General features: G+C 54.6%; 13 protein-coding genes. 11 read left to right on the forward strand and 2 right to left on the reverse strand.

The window, feature by feature from the left end; translation table 11 throughout:
• Positions 1 to 740: 740 nt before the first annotated feature.
• From PORUE0001_RS01590 to rplI, 11 genes are all read left to right on the forward strand, one after another.
• Positions 741 to 1,655 carry a 3-hydroxyacyl-CoA dehydrogenase family protein gene (locus PORUE0001_RS01590; protein ID WP_050771548.1) on the forward strand — a complete coding sequence of 305 codons (915 nt, stop codon included), beginning with the start codon at positions 741 to 743 and terminating at the stop codon, positions 1,653 to 1,655.
• Positions 1,656 to 1,688: 33 nt separating this feature from the next.
• Complete coding sequence (locus PORUE0001_RS01595; protein WP_007364712.1) at positions 1,689 to 2,600, forward strand: ribonuclease Z; 912 nt, start codon at positions 1,689 to 1,691, stop codon at positions 2,598 to 2,600.
• 33 nt (positions 2,601 to 2,633) lie between these two features.
• Positions 2,634 to 4,178 (forward strand): lipopolysaccharide biosynthesis protein, encoded by a 1,545-nt coding sequence (locus PORUE0001_RS01600; RefSeq protein ID WP_007364726.1) that lies wholly within the window; start codon positions 2,634 to 2,636, stop codon positions 4,176 to 4,178.
• Between the two features lie 327 nt (positions 4,179 to 4,505).
• On the forward strand, positions 4,506 to 5,414 hold the full coding sequence (locus PORUE0001_RS01605) for a DNA-binding protein (protein WP_232501386.1): 909 nt from the start codon (positions 4,506 to 4,508) through the stop codon (positions 5,412 to 5,414).
• Between the two features lie 26 nt (positions 5,415 to 5,440).
• The gene (locus tag PORUE0001_RS01610) at positions 5,441 to 6,493 is read left to right on the forward strand and encodes a DUF4837 family protein (protein WP_007364746.1); all 1,053 of its coding nucleotides are present in this window, start codon (positions 5,441 to 5,443) and stop codon (positions 6,491 to 6,493) included.
• Positions 6,494 to 6,500: 7 nt separating this feature from the next.
• The gene (pdxA, locus tag PORUE0001_RS01615; protein ID WP_039865289.1) at positions 6,501 to 7,574 is read left to right on the forward strand and encodes a 4-hydroxythreonine-4-phosphate dehydrogenase PdxA; all 1,074 of its coding nucleotides are present in this window, start codon (positions 6,501 to 6,503) and stop codon (positions 7,572 to 7,574) included.
• A 21-nt stretch (positions 7,575 to 7,595) separates the two neighbouring features.
• Positions 7,596 to 8,561: a hypothetical protein gene (locus tag PORUE0001_RS01620; protein WP_232501387.1), complete on the forward strand. Its 966-nt coding sequence runs from the start codon at positions 7,596 to 7,598 to the stop codon at positions 8,559 to 8,561.
• A gap of 4 nt (positions 8,562 to 8,565) precedes the next feature.
• Positions 8,566 to 11,874 carry a UvrD-helicase domain-containing protein gene (locus tag PORUE0001_RS01625; RefSeq protein ID WP_007364708.1) on the forward strand — a complete coding sequence of 1,103 codons (3,309 nt, stop codon included), beginning with the start codon at positions 8,566 to 8,568 and terminating at the stop codon, positions 11,872 to 11,874.
• Between the two features lie 113 nt (positions 11,875 to 11,987).
• The gene (gene rpsF / locus PORUE0001_RS01630) at positions 11,988 to 12,335 is read left to right on the forward strand and encodes a 30S ribosomal protein S6 (RefSeq protein ID WP_007364715.1); all 348 of its coding nucleotides are present in this window, start codon (positions 11,988 to 11,990) and stop codon (positions 12,333 to 12,335) included.
• Between the two features lie 3 nt (positions 12,336 to 12,338).
• Complete coding sequence (gene rpsR / locus PORUE0001_RS01635; RefSeq protein WP_007364735.1) at positions 12,339 to 12,605, forward strand: 30S ribosomal protein S18; 267 nt, start codon at positions 12,339 to 12,341, stop codon at positions 12,603 to 12,605.
• 25 nt (positions 12,606 to 12,630) lie between these two features.
• Positions 12,631 to 13,197 (forward strand): 50S ribosomal protein L9, encoded by a 567-nt coding sequence (gene rplI, locus PORUE0001_RS01640; RefSeq protein WP_007364727.1) that lies wholly within the window; start codon positions 12,631 to 12,633, stop codon positions 13,195 to 13,197.
• Positions 13,198 to 13,554: 357 nt separating this feature from the next.
• Here the strand turns inward: rplI and PORUE0001_RS01645 are convergent, their stop codons facing one another.
• The gene (locus PORUE0001_RS01645; protein ID WP_007364718.1) at positions 13,555 to 15,753 is read right to left on the reverse strand and encodes a RelA/SpoT family protein; all 2,199 of its coding nucleotides are present in this window, start codon (positions 15,751 to 15,753) and stop codon (positions 13,555 to 13,557) included.
• A 145-nt stretch (positions 15,754 to 15,898) separates the two neighbouring features.
• Positions 15,899 to 16,279: a 2-amino-4-hydroxy-6-hydroxymethyldihydropteridine diphosphokinase gene (locus tag PORUE0001_RS01650; RefSeq protein WP_007364762.1), complete on the reverse strand. Its 381-nt coding sequence runs from the start codon at positions 16,277 to 16,279 to the stop codon at positions 15,899 to 15,901.
• Positions 16,280 to 16,289 lie beyond the last annotated feature (10 nt).

Genomic DNA, 16,289 nt, shown 5'->3' on the forward strand with positions numbered 1-16,289 from the left:
GGCGAATCGCTGTGTTGCTTTCGGGATTCGGCTTCGGTCACATACGGAGGTATGCTCCCTTCAGACCTCACCCTCAGCGCCTTGCGCTTCATCCTTTTGCAACAGTCTCATATTTCGGACACTTTCCGACTAAATGGATTTTCTCCCGAGGAAATGCAAATCCGCCACGGGGAAAACGGCAAATTCCTCCGAACTTTCATTTCATTCTTCCGAAGTTTCATTTCATTCTTCCGAACTTTTATTTCGATCTTCCGATGAATTTCTCATTGCCTCCGTGGAGGATTTGCATTTCCTCGGGAGCTATTTGGTGAATTCTTCGAGGGCCAGATGTTTATGTCGAGAGGTTGGTAGCTCTAGGCACTGCTAACTAACACTCCTCGTATAACTTAGCCGAGGATTGAGGCGGATATTGCAATTTCGTCCTTTACATTGTGGTTTTAACGGGGACGGACGCACAGAGACGAGTAACGGCTGTAGGGACGCACGGTCGTGCGTCCGTTGTGTCAGAGGTTACAGCGTTGTAGTTTTAACGGGGACGGACGCACAGATCGTGCGTCCCTACACGGGTTACACGTCTCGCTTTGACACAACGGACGCTCGACCGAGCGTCCCTACAACCGTTATACGTCCCGCCTTGATACAACGGACGCTCGATCGTGCGTTACTACAGCCGTTACACGTCACGCTAGACGGGTGAGCGCTTTTTTGTACCTTTGATCCGCAAGAGAGACTACAAAACAATGACAAGAGAGACTTCTACCCAGAGCAGTACCGCTACGACCCACTACGACAAGAAGGTGGCTATCGTGGGCGCTGGTTCTATGGGTCGTAGCATAGCCATCTGTCTGGCTATGCACCATATACCTACCGTCATACAGGCGCGCTCACTAGACCGTCAGAAGCGAGCCATCCCACTCCTCGAGCAGTCGCTGGTGGAGTGCGGCGAACTCTTCGGCTGGAGCGATGCGGAGCGACAGGAGCTCCTCAGTCGCATCAAGGTGACCGTGGACAATGCTGACATTGTCTCCGCCAACCTAGTCATAGAGGCGTCTAGTGGCTCCCTCGAGGAGCACAAGGAGCTCTACCGAGACCTCGATGCTGTCCTGAGCGAGGAGACGATCATCGCTTCGATCACTTCGTCAATTAGCATCACGGAGCTGGGCAACGCTACGCAGCGTCCGTCGCTTGTGGCGGGGATGCACTTTTTCAATCCGGTGCCACTCATTGATCTCGTCGAGATTGTTTCGTCACAGCACACCTCTCAGGAGACGCTCGAGCAGATCCAGGAGCTGTGCGATGCGATGGGCAAGGAGACTGTCTACGTCGAGGACTCGCCAGGCTACATCGTCAATCGTATGCTCATACCGATGATCAACGAGGCGATCACCGAGCTGGCGCAGGGCATCGGCTCTATCGAAGATATAGACCGTGCGATGCGCATTGGGGCTAGTCACCCGATGGGACCGCTAGAGCTGGCAGACTGGATCGGACTAGACACCTGTCTGGAGATCTTGGAGGGGCTCTTTGCGGAGTTTATGGATAGCAAGTATCGTCCGCACCCACTGCTACGTCGTAAGGTACGTGCCGGTCAACTCGGTCGCAAGGTGGGCGTAGGCTTTTACCGCTATACGCCAGAGGAGGAGGAAGAGTCTTAGCCGTAGCTCCGTTTTTATAGCAACACGCTTGAGATGCAAGTCAAGATCCTCGGTTGTGGCTCTGCGCGTCCCACACGGCATCATCTACCGTCAGCGCAAGTGCTGACCGTCGCTGGGCATCACTACCTGATAGATGCTGGCGAGGGGGTGCAGCACTCGCTCATTATGGCGGGCTATAAGATGACACAGCTGGAGGCGCTCTTTATCTCTCATGCTCACGGGGATCACTGCTTCGGACTACCTGGTCTGCTTACCTCGATGGCACACGTAGGGCGCACGAAGCCGCTCACGATCGTGACGACTGCCGAGGTGGCCGACTTCATACGTTACATAGAGGCGCATCATGTGGAGGAGAGTTCCTACGCGCTCTCTGTGACGATCGCGCCGAGTGACGAGGTTAGCCCGTCCATCTACACCGACGAGTGGATCACGGTCGACACGCTGCCCCTGCGTCACCGTACGAGTGCCGTCGGCTTCCTCTGCCGTGAGCACTGTATGCCGAGGAGGATCGATCCTGTGGCTACGAACTTTTACCAAATCCCTTACAGCGCTATGCCAGCTCTGCAAATGGGGCTAGACTATGTCCCTCAAGGTGGCGGGCGCATCATCCCGAACCGTGAGCTGACGAAGCCTGGTCGCCCGCCCCGCTCCTACGCTTATCTCTCAGATACGCTCCCTGCGTGGCATCTGGTGGAGCAGATTCGTGGGGTGAACCTCCTCTACCACGAGAGCACCTACAGTGAAGAGTTTCTCGACCGTGCGGAGACTTACGGGCACTCGACGGCACGGCAAGCGGCAGAGGTGGCTAAGGCTGCCGAGGTAGGTCAACTGCTCTTGGGCCACTACTCAGGACGCTATGACGATGTGTCGGTGCTACTGAAGGAGGCGCAAGAGGTCTTTCCCAATAGCTTTGCAGCACAAGAGGGGGATCTGTACGAAGTGTAATGCTTTACTCGAAAAACCGTTTATAGAAATCTTATGAGTAGCCGTATCAAGAGTCTCTTTAAGGACACCGTCATCTACGGAGCGACAACTATGCTCAGTCGCTTCCTCGGCTGGGCGCTCTTCCCGCTCTATGTGTATCAGCTTCCCTCGCCAGCGGACTACGGTATCGTGACCAATCTGTATGCCTGGGTGGCACTGCTCCTGATCCTCCTAACGTATGGGATGGAGACGGGCTTCTTCCGCTTTAGCCGTGAGGGTGACGGGCGTAAGGTGTACGCTAATAGTTTGCGTACGCTAGGCACCAGTTCGCTCCTCTTCCTCATCTTGGGCTTGCTCTTTGTCAAGCCAATCGGTGCGGCTCTCGGCTATGCGGATATGCTGCGCCCTGTGGCGATGCTCATTGTGATCGTGGCGATCGATGCTTTCACCAGTATCCCCTTTGCCTATCTGCGCTACACCAATCAAGCCTTGCGCTATGGCTTGATCAAGATAGGCTACGTACTCCTGACGGTGGCGCTCAATCTCTTCTTCCTACTGGTCTGTCCTTGGCTCCAGAGGGTCGCTCCAGGGGCGGTCGACTGGTGGTACGAGCCAGGGCTCGGGGTCGAGTATATCTTCCTCTCGAACATGATCGCCAACATCATCCTCCTGCTGGTCTTGATACCCTACATGAAAGAGGCGCGTGGCGGCGGGCGCTTCGACTGGGGGCTCCTTCGTCGCATGCTCCACTACTCGCTGCCGATGGTCTTGCTCGGCATAGCGGGCAACTTCAACAAGATGGCGGACAAGATCATCTTTCCCTTGCTCTTTGCAGATCAAACCTTTGCCAATACGCAGCTCGGCATCTACAGCGCTGGGTACAAGATAGCGGTCGTGATCGTCATGTTTACGCAAGCCTTCCGCTTTGCTTACGAGCCATTTATCTTCCAGCGAGGCAAGGAGGGCGAGCTCTCGGCAGACGAGGAGGCGGCAGCGGAGCGCGAGCGTCGCATCACCTATGCTAAGGCGATGCACTACTACCTGCTCTCGGCGATCTTTATCTACGTAGCGGTGATGTGCTACCTTGACCTGCTCAAGGTGCTGATCAGTCCCGCCTACTATGACGGGCTACGGGTCGTACCCTATGTGATGCTCGGGGAGGTGCTCTTCGGCATTTACTACAATCTATCGCTCTGGTACAAGCTGACCGACCGCACCTACTGGGGTGGCATCATCTCCACGCTGGGCTGTCTGCTCACGGTGGCGATCATCGTGTGGGGAGCACCGCACTGGGGCTTCATGGCGTGTGCCTACGCCTCGGTGGTGAGCAACCTCCTGCTAGTACTCATCTCCTACTTCCTCGGGCGCAAGTACTACCCCGTACCGTACCGACTAGGGGCGACAGCGGGCTATCTCGCAGTGGGCGCCATCGCCGTGGGGCTCGTCTTGTGGATCTATGGCACGATGCCAGCGATGTGGATGCGTCTCTTACTCAGCACCGTGGTCTTTGTTGCGCTCACGGGGTATGTCGCTTGGCGCGAGCAACTGGGCAAAGCCTTTGCCCCGCTCCTGCGACGCCTGCGCCACAAAGCTTCGTAAAGCTAGCCTGAGCAACGGGTCGGCTCAACGTACTGACGTGTAGCGACTTGTAGGGACGCACGCTCTGTGCGTCCGTTCCCGTCAAAAGCAACATCGTCAAGATCGTTCTACAACGGACGCCCTCCGACTCAACACTATCCGTGCGTCCCTACAAGGGCTATTCGTGAGATTTACGAGAATTGGAGAGAATGTGGCGCAACGTTGCCAAGGAGTCAAAGAATTCACTATCTTTGTGTATTGACACGGGCGGTCTAGTACGAGAGAGTACGAGCTAGACTGACGTACCCGTGGCATACAGATTACAGACTAATAAACATATCGATTATGATGAATGATTTCGCAAGTTGGCTGACACCAGGTCAGAGTGTTCTTATAGTATCGAAGGATAGGACCTTCCGAGGCACCTTCCAGGCTGTTTGTGGCGACTACATAGTCCTCGAGAGTCGTCGTGGTGACCAGCATTTCATCCGTGAGGAGCTGATTGAGTCCTTTACGGTGTATCACAAGAGAGAGCGATCCGCTAGCTCGCTAAGAGACTCACTCGAAGAGGAGGAGCTCTCTGAGGAGCGTGACGTGAAGAAGCTATCCGATGAAGAGGCGATAGAGAGCCTGCTCTCACCTCTAGAGGGTTCTATAGACAAGGACAAAACCTACATATACAAGCCAGGCGACCGTATTCCACTCCCGGACAAGAATCAGATCAAGTCACACGCTGTCAAGCAACAAAAGGCGGGTCCCAACCGATACCCTCGCAACTCTGCCGACAAGCCTACCCTCAGCGAGATCCTAGACGAAATAGAGGCGAGCGAGGACAGAGCAACTATTCCCGAGGAAGATCTACAGATAGTGCGCCCTGCGGGTACGATCAAGATGCGGGAGAATATGAAGAAGTACGGCTTTATCGAGGCCTTTGATGAGGAGAAGACAAACTACTGGTTCCCCTTTAATGCGCTGACCGACGAAGATCTCAGCGTGACGGACGAGGTGGTCTTTTGCAAAGGATCAAACGAGAAGGGCTTCACCGCTAGTGGCATTGCTTCGCCAGGCACCATCCATCGTCTGCTACTCCTCGTGGATTATATCCTGAAGACGAGATACTACAACTTCCCGATCGTGCTACCCCTCCTAGAGACGATGCGGGAGCAGTACCCCGACAATAAGAGTATTGAGGACAAGTATCAGGAGGTCAAGGAGCGGCAAGAGAGCTACAGCAAGCGCAAAGGCGGTGCTGAGTGATTTACCCGCTATAAAGCGATAGACTTATGAGACCTTTATATCAGATTGCGTCGCTCCTCGTGGCACTGCTGGCTGTGTGTAGTTGCTCGGATGGTGGCGGGAACACCTTCACTCAGGCTAGTGGTAAGCCAAACGAGGTGATGCTCGTCATGGATCGTGACTACCTAGCGGACTCTGTCGGCACGGCTGTCAAGGCGATGTTGCGAAGCTATGTACCCGCGATGCCTCAGATCGAGGAGCAGATGGACGTGACGACGGTGGACCCCAAAGACTTTGACACCTTCCTCCGCTATGTGCGCAACATCTTGATCGTAGACATCGATGCGGGACGCTATACGCAGAACAGCGTCAAGTTCGCTTACGACCAGTGGGCGCATGGACAGATTGTAGTGACGATACAGAGCCCCTCGCCAGACTCGGTCTGCTACTTGATGGCGGATCGTGGGCGTGCTGTGCTCAACCTATTCGTACGCCACGAGCTGGCGGTACAAGCGAGCAACTTGGTGAAGAACTTTAGCCACAAGGCTGACGAACTAGCGGTAAAGCATCTCGGCTACCATATCAACGCTCCCGAAGACATCGTCTCCTACAAGGTGGGCAAGAATTGTCTCTGGCTCTCCAACAATGCGATGCGTCGGCGCACCGACATGCTCCTCTACAAAGTGCCTTACCATGGTGAAGCTTTGACGGCGCCTTACCTCGTGGCTCTACGCGACTCGGTCCTGGCGGTCAATGTGCCTGGACCTGTCGAGGGAAGTCATGCGGTCACGGCACCTCACATCTTGATGACAAGACAGGTCTCCATCGAGGGACAGCCCTTACGCACTGAGCTACGTGGACTCTGGGAGCTACGTGGCGGAGGATCTATGGGCGGGCCATTCGTACAGCACGCATTCGTCACTCCTCAGGGTAACGAGCTGGTCGTTGCTGAGGCTTTTGTCTACCATCCCAATGAAGCTAAGCGAGATGTGATGCAACAGGTCGAGGCGGCGCTCTTCTCCGTAAGAGCTGACTCCGTCGAGCTGTGGGACGCTGAGCAAGTAGCACAGGCACGCTGGACGGCTTACACAACCTATTGAACGATTTATGACTGACAGAAGAATTGTGGTCGGGATAACTCACGGCGACATCAACGGAACGAGCTACGAGCTACTGCTCAAGCTCTTCAACCGCAATGGCGTGACCGACCTCTTTACACCTATTATATACGGATCTCCACGTATCGCTGCGTACTACAGTAAGGCACTACAGATGGAGCGTGCGTCGTGGCATCTGATCACTGACGCGGAGGAGGCGGAGCCCGACGTGGTCAACGTGATTGACGTGGTGGGTGACGAGATTGACGTGACACCTGGCAAGGTGACGGAGCCTGCGGGCTTAGCTGCCCTAGCTGCCTTAGAGAGAGCCACGAGCGACATTAACCGTGGTGCGATAGATGTCTTGGTCACCTGTCCGATCAATAAGTCGGCCATGCCACAAGACCGCTTCCCCTACAAAGGACACACCGCCTACCTAGGCGTGGCTTGCGGACAGGGCAAGGAACCCCTGATGATCCTCGCAGCGCCTTCGGGTCTGCGGGTTGCACTGGTATCAACGCACGATCCCATTAGCCAAGTGCCCAAGGTCATCACTCAGAGACGAGTCCTCAAGACTTTGGAGATCCTAGACGAAGCGCTGCGACGTGACTTCCTGATCTCTTCGCCTCGCATAGCGGTCCTCGGGCTCAACCCACACGCTGGGGACAACGGACTGATCGGCTCCGAGGAGCTAGAGGTCATCGCTCCGTCTATCGCCATTGCGCAGCGGGAGATGGGGATCTATGCTTTTGGACCTTTCTCGACCGATGGTTTCTGGGGCTCGGGAGCTTATCAGCAGTACGATGCGGTCTTGGCTATGTATCACGATCAGGGCTTAGCCCCCTTCAAGCTACTACACCTACACGATGGGGTTAACGTGACGGCTGGACTACCTATCATACGTACCTCGCCTGACCACGGCACGGGCTACGATATCGTGATGCAAGGCATCGCCAACGAGCAGGCGCTTATGGAGTCTATCTACATGGCTATAGACCTTTACCGCCATCGCATGGCAGACGATGAGGCGCGTAGCAATGTGCTACCTAAGCTCTACAAGAACAAACGAGGAGATAACGAGTAAATGCAAAGAGCGACAAAGGATATGGAGCGCATCAATGGACTCATAGCTCGCAAAGGGATAAGACCCATGACTGATCGCATAGCCCGCGAAGTGCTGGTGCGTACAGACTTTGCCGAGGCTCACTACATGTCTATGCTGGCGATGCTCATGGGCGTCGTCGCAGCCTTCACACTGCTTGACCCGATCTCTCTGTGGAGCAGTATCGTTGGCACGGTAGTCATACTGCTGGCTCTGATACTCAACGAAACAGCCTACTCAGTAGAGCGACAGCGCGTCACGAGACAGACGGTTCCAGCGCTTAGCAAGCAGGTTGTCGTCTGGTTCACAGCCACGCCGATCGTCATACAGCTGGCGCTCCTCGTCTCCTTGCCGATACGCATCAGCACCTACCCGCCAGAGGAGGCAGGCGCTACGGGCATCTCGGACTGGTGGTACGTTGCCCCAGCGCTTATCGTCATACTCCTCTACCTCTATCAGCTACTCATCGAGTACTTCGTCAGGTACTCCCAGCGCAGTATGTCTGCACAGCTAGAGGCTCATCACTACGCTCCACTCTTTGCCTACCGATACCAACGAGGCTATCAGGCGACCAGTCCTAAAGAGCCCGAGGGCAAATGGTCTAGACGTGCGCTCTATCGCTTACTCACACTCTGGGAAGTTCTTCTCCCGTGGCACTACCGGCTACAGTCGCTACTCTATCGGCATGCGCATCAGGAAGGCGTGCCAGCGCAGTTTGTCCAGCAGATGCCTCAGTACAAGCGTGGTGTCGACGTCACGCTAGGTCTGCTCAGCAACTACAACCGCTGGGTGCTCCTCGTCCTCACTTTGGCCTTCCGATGGGAACTTTGGTACCTAGTCGTGACAGGTGTCGTCCTCTCGCTGATCACCCTAGGCGTGCATCTCTACCTAGAGTCTGAGTACCGCAAGCTTTACCAGGGTCTCAGCGACAACATACAGCGAAAGGAGCAGCCTGAGTCTCCGCAATAGTGCTATGAGTACGAGCAACAAGCGACTCCATATCTACAAAGCTTCGGCAGGAGCGGGCAAGACCCACACCATGACGGAAGCTTTCCTGCGCCATGTCCTGCAGTACCCCGAAAGTAGCTACCAGGAAGTCCAGGCGGTCACCTTTACCAACCTAGCTACCCGAGAGCTCAAGGAGCGTTTCTTCAAGGAGCTCTCCACACTGGCGGTAGCGCCTCAAGAGTCGCCTTTCTACGGCACCTTTAATAAGCATTACAGTGATAAGCAGCTATCCACAAGAGCACGCACGGCGCTCCAGTCCATACTCTTTGACTATGACGGACTACGAGTCAAGACGATCGACTCCTTCTTCCAAGACATCATCCATGCACTAGCCATCGAGCTCAAGCAGCGCCCCACGACACGCATCGAGCTCTCCACCGATCAGATACTAGGACTAGCCGTGGAGCGACTCTTTGACGAGCCATCCCCAGAAGCCCAGGAGGCGATCAAGCGCTTTCTGACCGACCAAGCCGACAAGTCGATCTACGCTCTCAAGAACAGCCTGACCCTCTTCGCCAAGCAGCTCTACAATGAGCAGATACAGGAGCTAGCCTTCAAGAATAAACAGTTGCTCAACCCCAAGACCTATCCCCTCTTTTTGAAAGCGGTCAAGGCGCAGATCGATATCGTGCGGGAGGAGATCCGCAATCAGGTAGACGCATTCCGAGCTCAAGTCATCCCAGGCACTAAGTTCCCTGGCGGACAGCAATCCCCTCTCGCTAGACTGACTGACACGACGAAGGATCAGCCGACCATCGGTGCCACAAAATCCTATATAACCGCCACCACGTGGGATAAGTATCTGAGGCACTTCAACGTTGAGGAGGCCCTTGATGAGCGCTACACAAAGGGCTTTGAGGGTTCTCCCCTGCTTAGCGCCTTCTACAAGATACTGCCCCTCCACACAAAGCTCTTTACCCTGCAGACCGCCATCAGAAAGGGGTACGACCTCCAGCTCCTCGGAGAGATACAAAGCAATGTCAGCAAGGTCTCGGAGGAGCTAAACATCACGCTCCTAGACAACGCCAAGCAACTCATTCGCACCCTCGTGGGTAGGGAGCATAGCACAGCTTTTATCTATGAGCGGATCGGTACCAAGCTCAAGCATCACATGATCGATGAGTTTCAGGACACCAGTCGCTTTCAGTACGAAAACTTCAAGCCACTCCTCAATGAGGCTCTAGCTGCTGATGGCTCTAGCTTCATCGTCGGAGATGTCAAGCAGAGCATCTACCGCTTTCGCAATAGCGACCCGATGCTCCTGCAGGAGAGCCTGAGCAAGGACTTCTCCAACTACGAGAAGACACACAACCTAGAGTTCAACTGGCGTAGCGCTCCAGCGATTGTCTCTTTCAACAACCGCTTCTTCTCTCTCCTACCCGGCGCCTCCCAGCTCAAGCTGGATAAATCTTCCGAAAGCTACAAGCTTATCGAGAACATCTACGCCGCCTCAGAGGTCCATCAAGAAGTTCCCGATAAGCACCTCAACAAGGTAGGCGGGGTCTTCATCCATCAGTGGCAGGAGGCTAGCCCACAGGATCAGCTCCAGGCAAAGATCGACTACCTCCTCGAGCACGTCATCCCCTCCCTCCGAGAGCGTGGCTACAAGCTCTCCGACATCGCCATCCTGACGCCAAAGAACGATACCCTCCAGCGCATCGCTCAGTCCATCATTCAGTACAACCAAGAGCACAAATCTGAACAGGAGCCCCTCGCCTTCGTATCTCGTGAGATGCTCTCGCTAGATGCCAACCCGCTCTACCGACTCATCGTAGAGATCATGCACAGCGTGCTAGTCAATGCAGGTGCCGCTGAGGAGCTCTACAGCAAGAGCTTCGAGCACCGACTAGCCACAGCGCACTATGCCGTGCTAGCGCGTAGCATCCATGACCTACCCGCCCTAGATCTCACCCGCTGCTACAGCGAGGGGCAGGGCGCCTCGCTCTACGAACTCACACTACTGATCGTCAAGGCCGTGAGCCCCCTCATCACCTCCGCCGACCAACCCTACATAGATGCACTCCTAGACACCGTACAGGACTATAGCCAGGACAACTACGTGGATCTGCAGGGCTTCCTTGAGTGGCTAGAGACCCACACCCCTAGACTATGCCTAGAGACGCAAGATGCACTGCAGCTCCTCACCATACACTCGGCCAAGGGGCTAGGCTTCCCCGTCGTCTGCCTTCTGGAGTACCAGTGGAGGCTCCTAGACCACAACGACATCATCTGGTGCGATGACAAGGAGGTGATGGACGAGCTTCGCGAGCTACTAGGTACGGATGTGGAGATTCCTCCCCTACTCCCCATCTCCTCTACCAAAGAGACTCTGAGCACCTCCTTCCGCCACAGGATCGCAGCCGAAGAGGGCGCAGCCCTCCTAGACCGTATCAACACGCTCTACGTAGCGATGACACGAGCCAAGAGCGAGATGCACCTGATCCTCAGTGAGAAGAAGGAGACGTCGGGTAAGAGTGTCAACTTCGAGAGTGTCATCTCCGAGCTAGTCAAAGAGATCCATAAAACCGCCTCCAGTGCAGACTTTTGCGGATCCAAAGAAATCCCCCTCCACTGCTCCAAAGCCACAACTTCTTCGGCAAAAGTTGGAGAAGTCCTGCAGTGCACCTTTTACACTCAGACAGACCCCTCCACAGCTCCTCAAACTCAGCCTACGGCAGAGTCCAGCACCGCCTCAGCGCCCCGCAGGATCTCTGGCAGAGAGCAGACCAGCGACCTAGCCCAGCTACGCGTGCGGCGCTTCCAGAGCGTCTCCTATCAGGAGCAAGATGCCGTACGCAGAGGACTATTCCTCCATGCCTTGCTAAGTGAGATCGACTACCTAGAGCACGACGAACTACAAGATATACTCCAGGCCAAGTGCCACCAGGGGCTCCTCCCCAAGGAGCAGCTAGCCCCCCTCACCAAGCAACTCGAGGGCGCACTCGCAGACCCTGCGATAGCCGAGTACTACCAGCCGAGTAGCAAGTGGCAGGTGGTCAACGAGCGGAGCGTCGTTCGCTTCACACAAGACACCAGTAGCGAGACACGCACAGCCCGCATAGAGCGTCCCGACCGCATCATGTATGATGAGGAGGCGCAGCAAGCCGTCATCATAGACTACAAGAGTGGCGATGAGGCACAGCATCAGACCGCTCGTCACAAGCGCCAGCTACGCAACTACCGCAAGGCGCTCCTAGCCAGTGGCTTCACGACCGTCCGTGCCTACCTCCTCTACCTCTCCGACGACGGGCACCTAGTCGTCGAGGTAGACTGACCCTCTATTGCCCCTCCACCAGTCTCCCCACAAAGGACTGCGAGATGCGATGCGCTTGTTTATTCAATAAATATGTGTACCTTTGCAGGCAATAGCATTTTTACTAACTATATATGAACCACTACGAAACCGTTTTCATTTTAACTCCCGTTTTGTCTGATGCTCAGATGAAGGAAGCGGTAGATAAGTTCACATCACATCTCACCTCTGCAGGTGCTACGATTGTGAACGATGAGCACTGGGGGCTCAAGAAGCTCGCCTATCCCATCGAGAAGAAGTCTACCGGATTCTATCACTTCATAGAGTTTGACGCTGAGCCCTCAGTGATCAAGCCCTTTGAGACACTCATGAGACGTGACGAGACGGTCCTGCGCTACATCACAATCGCTCAGGACAAGTTCCATCATGCGTATGCTGAGAAGCGTCGCGCACTGAAAAGTAACCCTGTAGCAGAGAAGTAAACCATGGCAAGAACAAGAAGAGGTCGCTATAGCAGACCACTCCCCGGAGAGGTACAGCAGAAGAAGTACTGCCGCTTTAAGAAGGCGCGCATCAAGTTTGTGGACTACAAGGACCCCGAGTTCCTCAAGAAGTTCCTCAATGATCAGGGTAAGATCCTCCCTCGTCGCATCACAGGCAATAGCCTCAAGTTCCAGCGTCGTGTAGCTCAGGCTGTCAAGCGTGCTCGTCACCTAGCTCTGCTACCCTTCGTAACGGACCTTATGAAGTAATCATCACCTAGAGACCGATAAGACAATGGAAGTAATACTGAAAGAAGACATTATCAACCTAGGCTTTAAGGATGATATCGTAACTGTCAAGGATGGCTACGGACGCAACTACCTAATCCCTCAGAAGAAGGCTATCATCGCTAGCGAGAGCGCTAAGAAGATGCTCGCTGAGGAGCTGCGCCAGAGAGCTCACAAGCTCGAGGCTATCAAGCAGGAGGCTCAGGCTCTCGGTCAGAAGATCGATGGCATGCACCTAGAGATCAAGGCTAAGACATCTAAGTATGGTGTCATCTTTGGCTCTGTAACGAACATACAGCTTGCTGAGGCACTCGCTGAGAAGGGCTTCGAGATCGATCGCAAGATCATCCAGATCAAGAAGGCTGTCAAGGAGGTTGGCGACTACGATGCTCAGGTACGTCTACACCGTGAGGTGATCGTGCCTATCACCTTCACCGTCATCTCGGAGAATCACGCCGTCATCGAGTCTGAGACACCAGCTCCTGCACCAGCTCCAGCTCCTGAGGCTGCTGCCGAGGCGCAGACAGAGGCTCCCGAGGCTCAGGCTGAGGAGACAGCTGAGGCTGCTGAGTAATATATTAGAGAGCTCTGACCTAGTGGCGTAGCTTACGCTAGCACCACAGTCATTCATCTAGGCTCTCCTGAGACTACCTCATAAGTCTCAATAATATCTAAGAGAGGGTCGCTACGTATCATCCACGTGGCGACCCTCTCTGCTTGAGACTGTTGCATAAAGGCGAATCGCTGTGTTGCTTTCGGGATTCGGCTTCGGTCACATACGGAGGTATGCTCCCTTCAGACCTCACCCTCAGCGCCTTGCGCTTCATCCTTTCTACAAAGTCTAGACAATCTTGCTTGCAAGATTGTGAGACTGTTGACTTTTGCAACAGTCTCTGCTTATATGCTTGCGATGTTAAAAGCGTTTAGTGCGCTACTGCTGGAGGCGCACCTGTTGTACCCCTTTGATGCTCTGTAGCTGTGCCTGCAGGGCAAAGAGCGTTTGACGCTCCCCCTCTCTAAAGGTAAAGGTGCCGTGCCAAAGCCCCCCGTCAAGCTGTTGTTCCTCATTGATCAAGCTACACTCGTCCGCTTGATGGAGCGTAGAGATGACGCGTCCTATTGTGACCGCATCGTGAAGCGCCGTCACGTAGAGCGTCGCAACCACCGCAGAGCTCTCCATGCCCCGCCAGCGAGCTGGCAAGACACGATCTCCGTGACGGCCTAAGATGTCAATGGCATTCGGGCAACTACGAGTATGTATCTTCAGTCCCGACTTAGAGGGATAGGCAAAGATCTCATCGCCCATCTTAGGGTTGCAGCAATTGGCCAGCGTGTACTCCAGCCCCTTGAAGTCTGCCGTGGAGACTACAATCTCACGACCGTCGGAAGCTTCTGGCGATTTAATCGCTGTCGGTGTGGAAGCTACACGCCTACTCTCGGCAGCGCGAGCCTCCGCCTCAGCACTAAGTGCAGCGTACTGATCGAGGAAGTTAGGCACATTGACCCGCTCCTCGGAGAGATCTATGAAGAAGTCCATATTCCCCTTGTACCCCATCTTGCGTAAGAGGGAGGTGAAGATAGACTCTTGGTAGACAAGGTGTCTATTCTTAAAGCGTCTCTCGAGGAGCTCCTTGCCCGCTTGCAGTCCGCTCTCTTGCTGGTCACGTATCGCTTGGCGGATCTTGTTCTTCGCCTTGCGGGTAGTGACCGACTGGAGCCAGTCTATGGAGGGGCGTTGGTTCTTTGCCGTGGTAATGTTGACCACATCGCCATTCTTCAGCTTATCTCTCAGCTTAGCACGCTTGCCATTGACCTGCGCACTCTGCGCCATCAGCCCCACATTGGAGTGTATGGCAAAGGCGAAGTCCAGGACCGTGGCACCCTTCGGCAGGCGAATCATCTGCCCCGTCGGAGTAAAGACGAAGATATCTCTCGACTCAACTCGGAGGGAGAGCTGCGCATTCGCCTTCTCCTTATCACCCGCCAAGTCCTCGATCACCTGACGCATACTGGTGAGTTGCGAGTCTAGACTAGCTTCTCCCGAGACGCCCTTGTAGCGCCAGTGCGCAGCCATGCCACTCTCGGCGATACGATCCATACGCGTGGTGCGGATCTGTATCTCGACGCTCTTGCCCTCGGGACCCTGCACCGTAATCTGTAGAGACTCATAGCCGTTTGCCTTAGGCTGCGAGATCCAGTCGCGGAGACGCTTCGTATTGGGCGTGTAGAGATCCGTCACGATCGAATAGACGAGCCAGCACGCCTCGTACTCCTCCTCGGGTGGCGCGTCGATGATGATGCGCATGGCGGAGAGGTCGTGGATCTCATCGAAAGCGACCCCTTTGTTGCGCATCTTGTTCATGATGGAGGTAAAAGTTTTGCTCCTAGACTTGATCGTGTAGGGCCAGCGAAGGGGAAGTTCTTCGAGACGCTTCTGGATAGGAGCAACAAAAGCATCCATATAAGCTTGTCTTGCCACGATGGTCTGCCCCATCAGCTCTTTGATCTCGTAGTAATGCTTAGGGTCTGTGTACTTAAAGATCAAGTCCTCCATCTGGCTCTTGATCTTGTAAAGTCCTAGGCGGTGAGCTGTCGGTACGAAGAGTACTTGCGCCACCTGAGCTAGCAGTACCCTACGACTCTCGTCCATGCGCTCCTTCGCATAGATGAGTTTGTTGAGACACTCCACAAGGAGTATCAAGACGACACGTATGTCCTCGGCGATGGTCAGGAGAAACTCCTCTCCCTGATCGGCCTGACGAAGGTCGTAGCGATGGTACAATTCATGCGTCTGCGCCAGACGCTCTATGAGAGGAAGTGTGCCAGGCGGGCACAGCGCCTCAACCTCTTGAGCTGTGATAGCTCCTCGGATGTACGGAGGCTCCAGTAGGACCGCCGATATCGAGACGACTCCCAGCCCTATCTCATCGCAGAGTAGCTGAGCCATCTCAGCTTGCTCCATAAAGGTCTCCCGATCGTCCTCCTCTTCGTTAGCTCCATACTGTCCCTCACGGATCAGTCGCTCGAGTAGCTCTCGATAAGGCGTCACGTAGCTCGCCACCCCCAACTGATCTGCTGTCCGTAGGAGGTAGCGCATGAGCTCGTGATCATCTCTGTGATGGGTCGGCATGGAGATTAGAGATTAGAAATTAGAGGTTAGAAGTTAGAGATTAGAGGTTAGAAGGGTGAGAAGCTTGTGAGGCTAGAAAGATTAGGACCTCCAAGGTCTAATTTCTAAACTCTAACCTCTAACTTCTAACCTCTAATCTCTAATTCTACAGCTCGTCTAGCTCGTCTAGTCCGGCGACGACATAGGGGCGGACCATATCCTGTGGCTTGTAGACCTCATCGTTCCACTCGATGATGTCTAGATCCATCGGTATGATACCCTCCTCATCGTCATCGTGGTCACGTCCCAGCTTAGTCTCGAGCTTCTTTAGCTCAGCCTCTAGAGTCTCTCTATCTAGATCGGTCTCAAAGAGTGCGATCAGATTGAGAAAAGCCTTGGCATCCTCGGGCATATCCACAGGCTCCGTGAGCTGGGGCGTCGAAAAGCGTATCGTGGGGAAGTGCTTCGTGAGTATCTCCATAACCTCCTTTACGTTGGCCGTGCGATGCTCATTACTGCCTATGCTGATGATCGCTTTGTTTTTCATTGCTTATTAT

The organism is Porphyromonas uenonis 60-3 (assembly GCF_000174775.1).
Taxonomy (GTDB): Bacteria; Bacteroidota; Bacteroidia; order Bacteroidales; family Porphyromonadaceae; genus Porphyromonas; species Porphyromonas uenonis_A.

Bases quoted from the DNA above. Each gene is read 5' to 3' on its own strand.
- rplI (WP_007364727.1), top strand. From the start codon at position 12,631: ATGGAAGTAATACTGAAAGAAGACATTATCAACCTAGGCTTTAAGGAT.
- PORUE0001_RS01605 (WP_232501386.1), top strand. From the start codon at position 4,506: ATGAATGATTTCGCAAGTTGGCTGACACCAGGTCAGAGTGTTCTTATA.
- PORUE0001_RS01625 (WP_007364708.1), top strand. From the start codon at position 8,566: ATGAGTACGAGCAACAAGCGACTCCATATCTACAAAGCTTCGGCAGGA.
- PORUE0001_RS01650 (WP_007364762.1), bottom strand. From the start codon at position 16,279: ATGAAAAACAAAGCGATCATCAGCATAGGCAGTAATGAGCATCGCACG.
- PORUE0001_RS01595 (WP_007364712.1), top strand. From the start codon at position 1,689: ATGCAAGTCAAGATCCTCGGTTGTGGCTCTGCGCGTCCCACACGGCAT.
- PORUE0001_RS01600 (WP_007364726.1), top strand. From the start codon at position 2,634: ATGAGTAGCCGTATCAAGAGTCTCTTTAAGGACACCGTCATCTACGGA.
- PORUE0001_RS01610 (WP_007364746.1), top strand. From the start codon at position 5,441: ATGAGACCTTTATATCAGATTGCGTCGCTCCTCGTGGCACTGCTGGCT.
- PORUE0001_RS01645 (WP_007364718.1), bottom strand. From the start codon at position 15,753: ATGCCGACCCATCACAGAGATGATCACGAGCTCATGCGCTACCTCCTA.
- PORUE0001_RS01620 (WP_232501387.1), top strand. From the start codon at position 7,596: ATGGAGCGCATCAATGGACTCATAGCTCGCAAAGGGATAAGACCCATG.
- PORUE0001_RS01590 (WP_050771548.1), top strand. From the start codon at position 741: ATGACAAGAGAGACTTCTACCCAGAGCAGTACCGCTACGACCCACTAC.
- rpsF (WP_007364715.1), top strand. From the start codon at position 11,988: ATGAACCACTACGAAACCGTTTTCATTTTAACTCCCGTTTTGTCTGAT.
- rpsR (WP_007364735.1), top strand. From the start codon at position 12,339: ATGGCAAGAACAAGAAGAGGTCGCTATAGCAGACCACTCCCCGGAGAG.
- pdxA (WP_039865289.1), top strand. From the start codon at position 6,501: ATGACTGACAGAAGAATTGTGGTCGGGATAACTCACGGCGACATCAAC.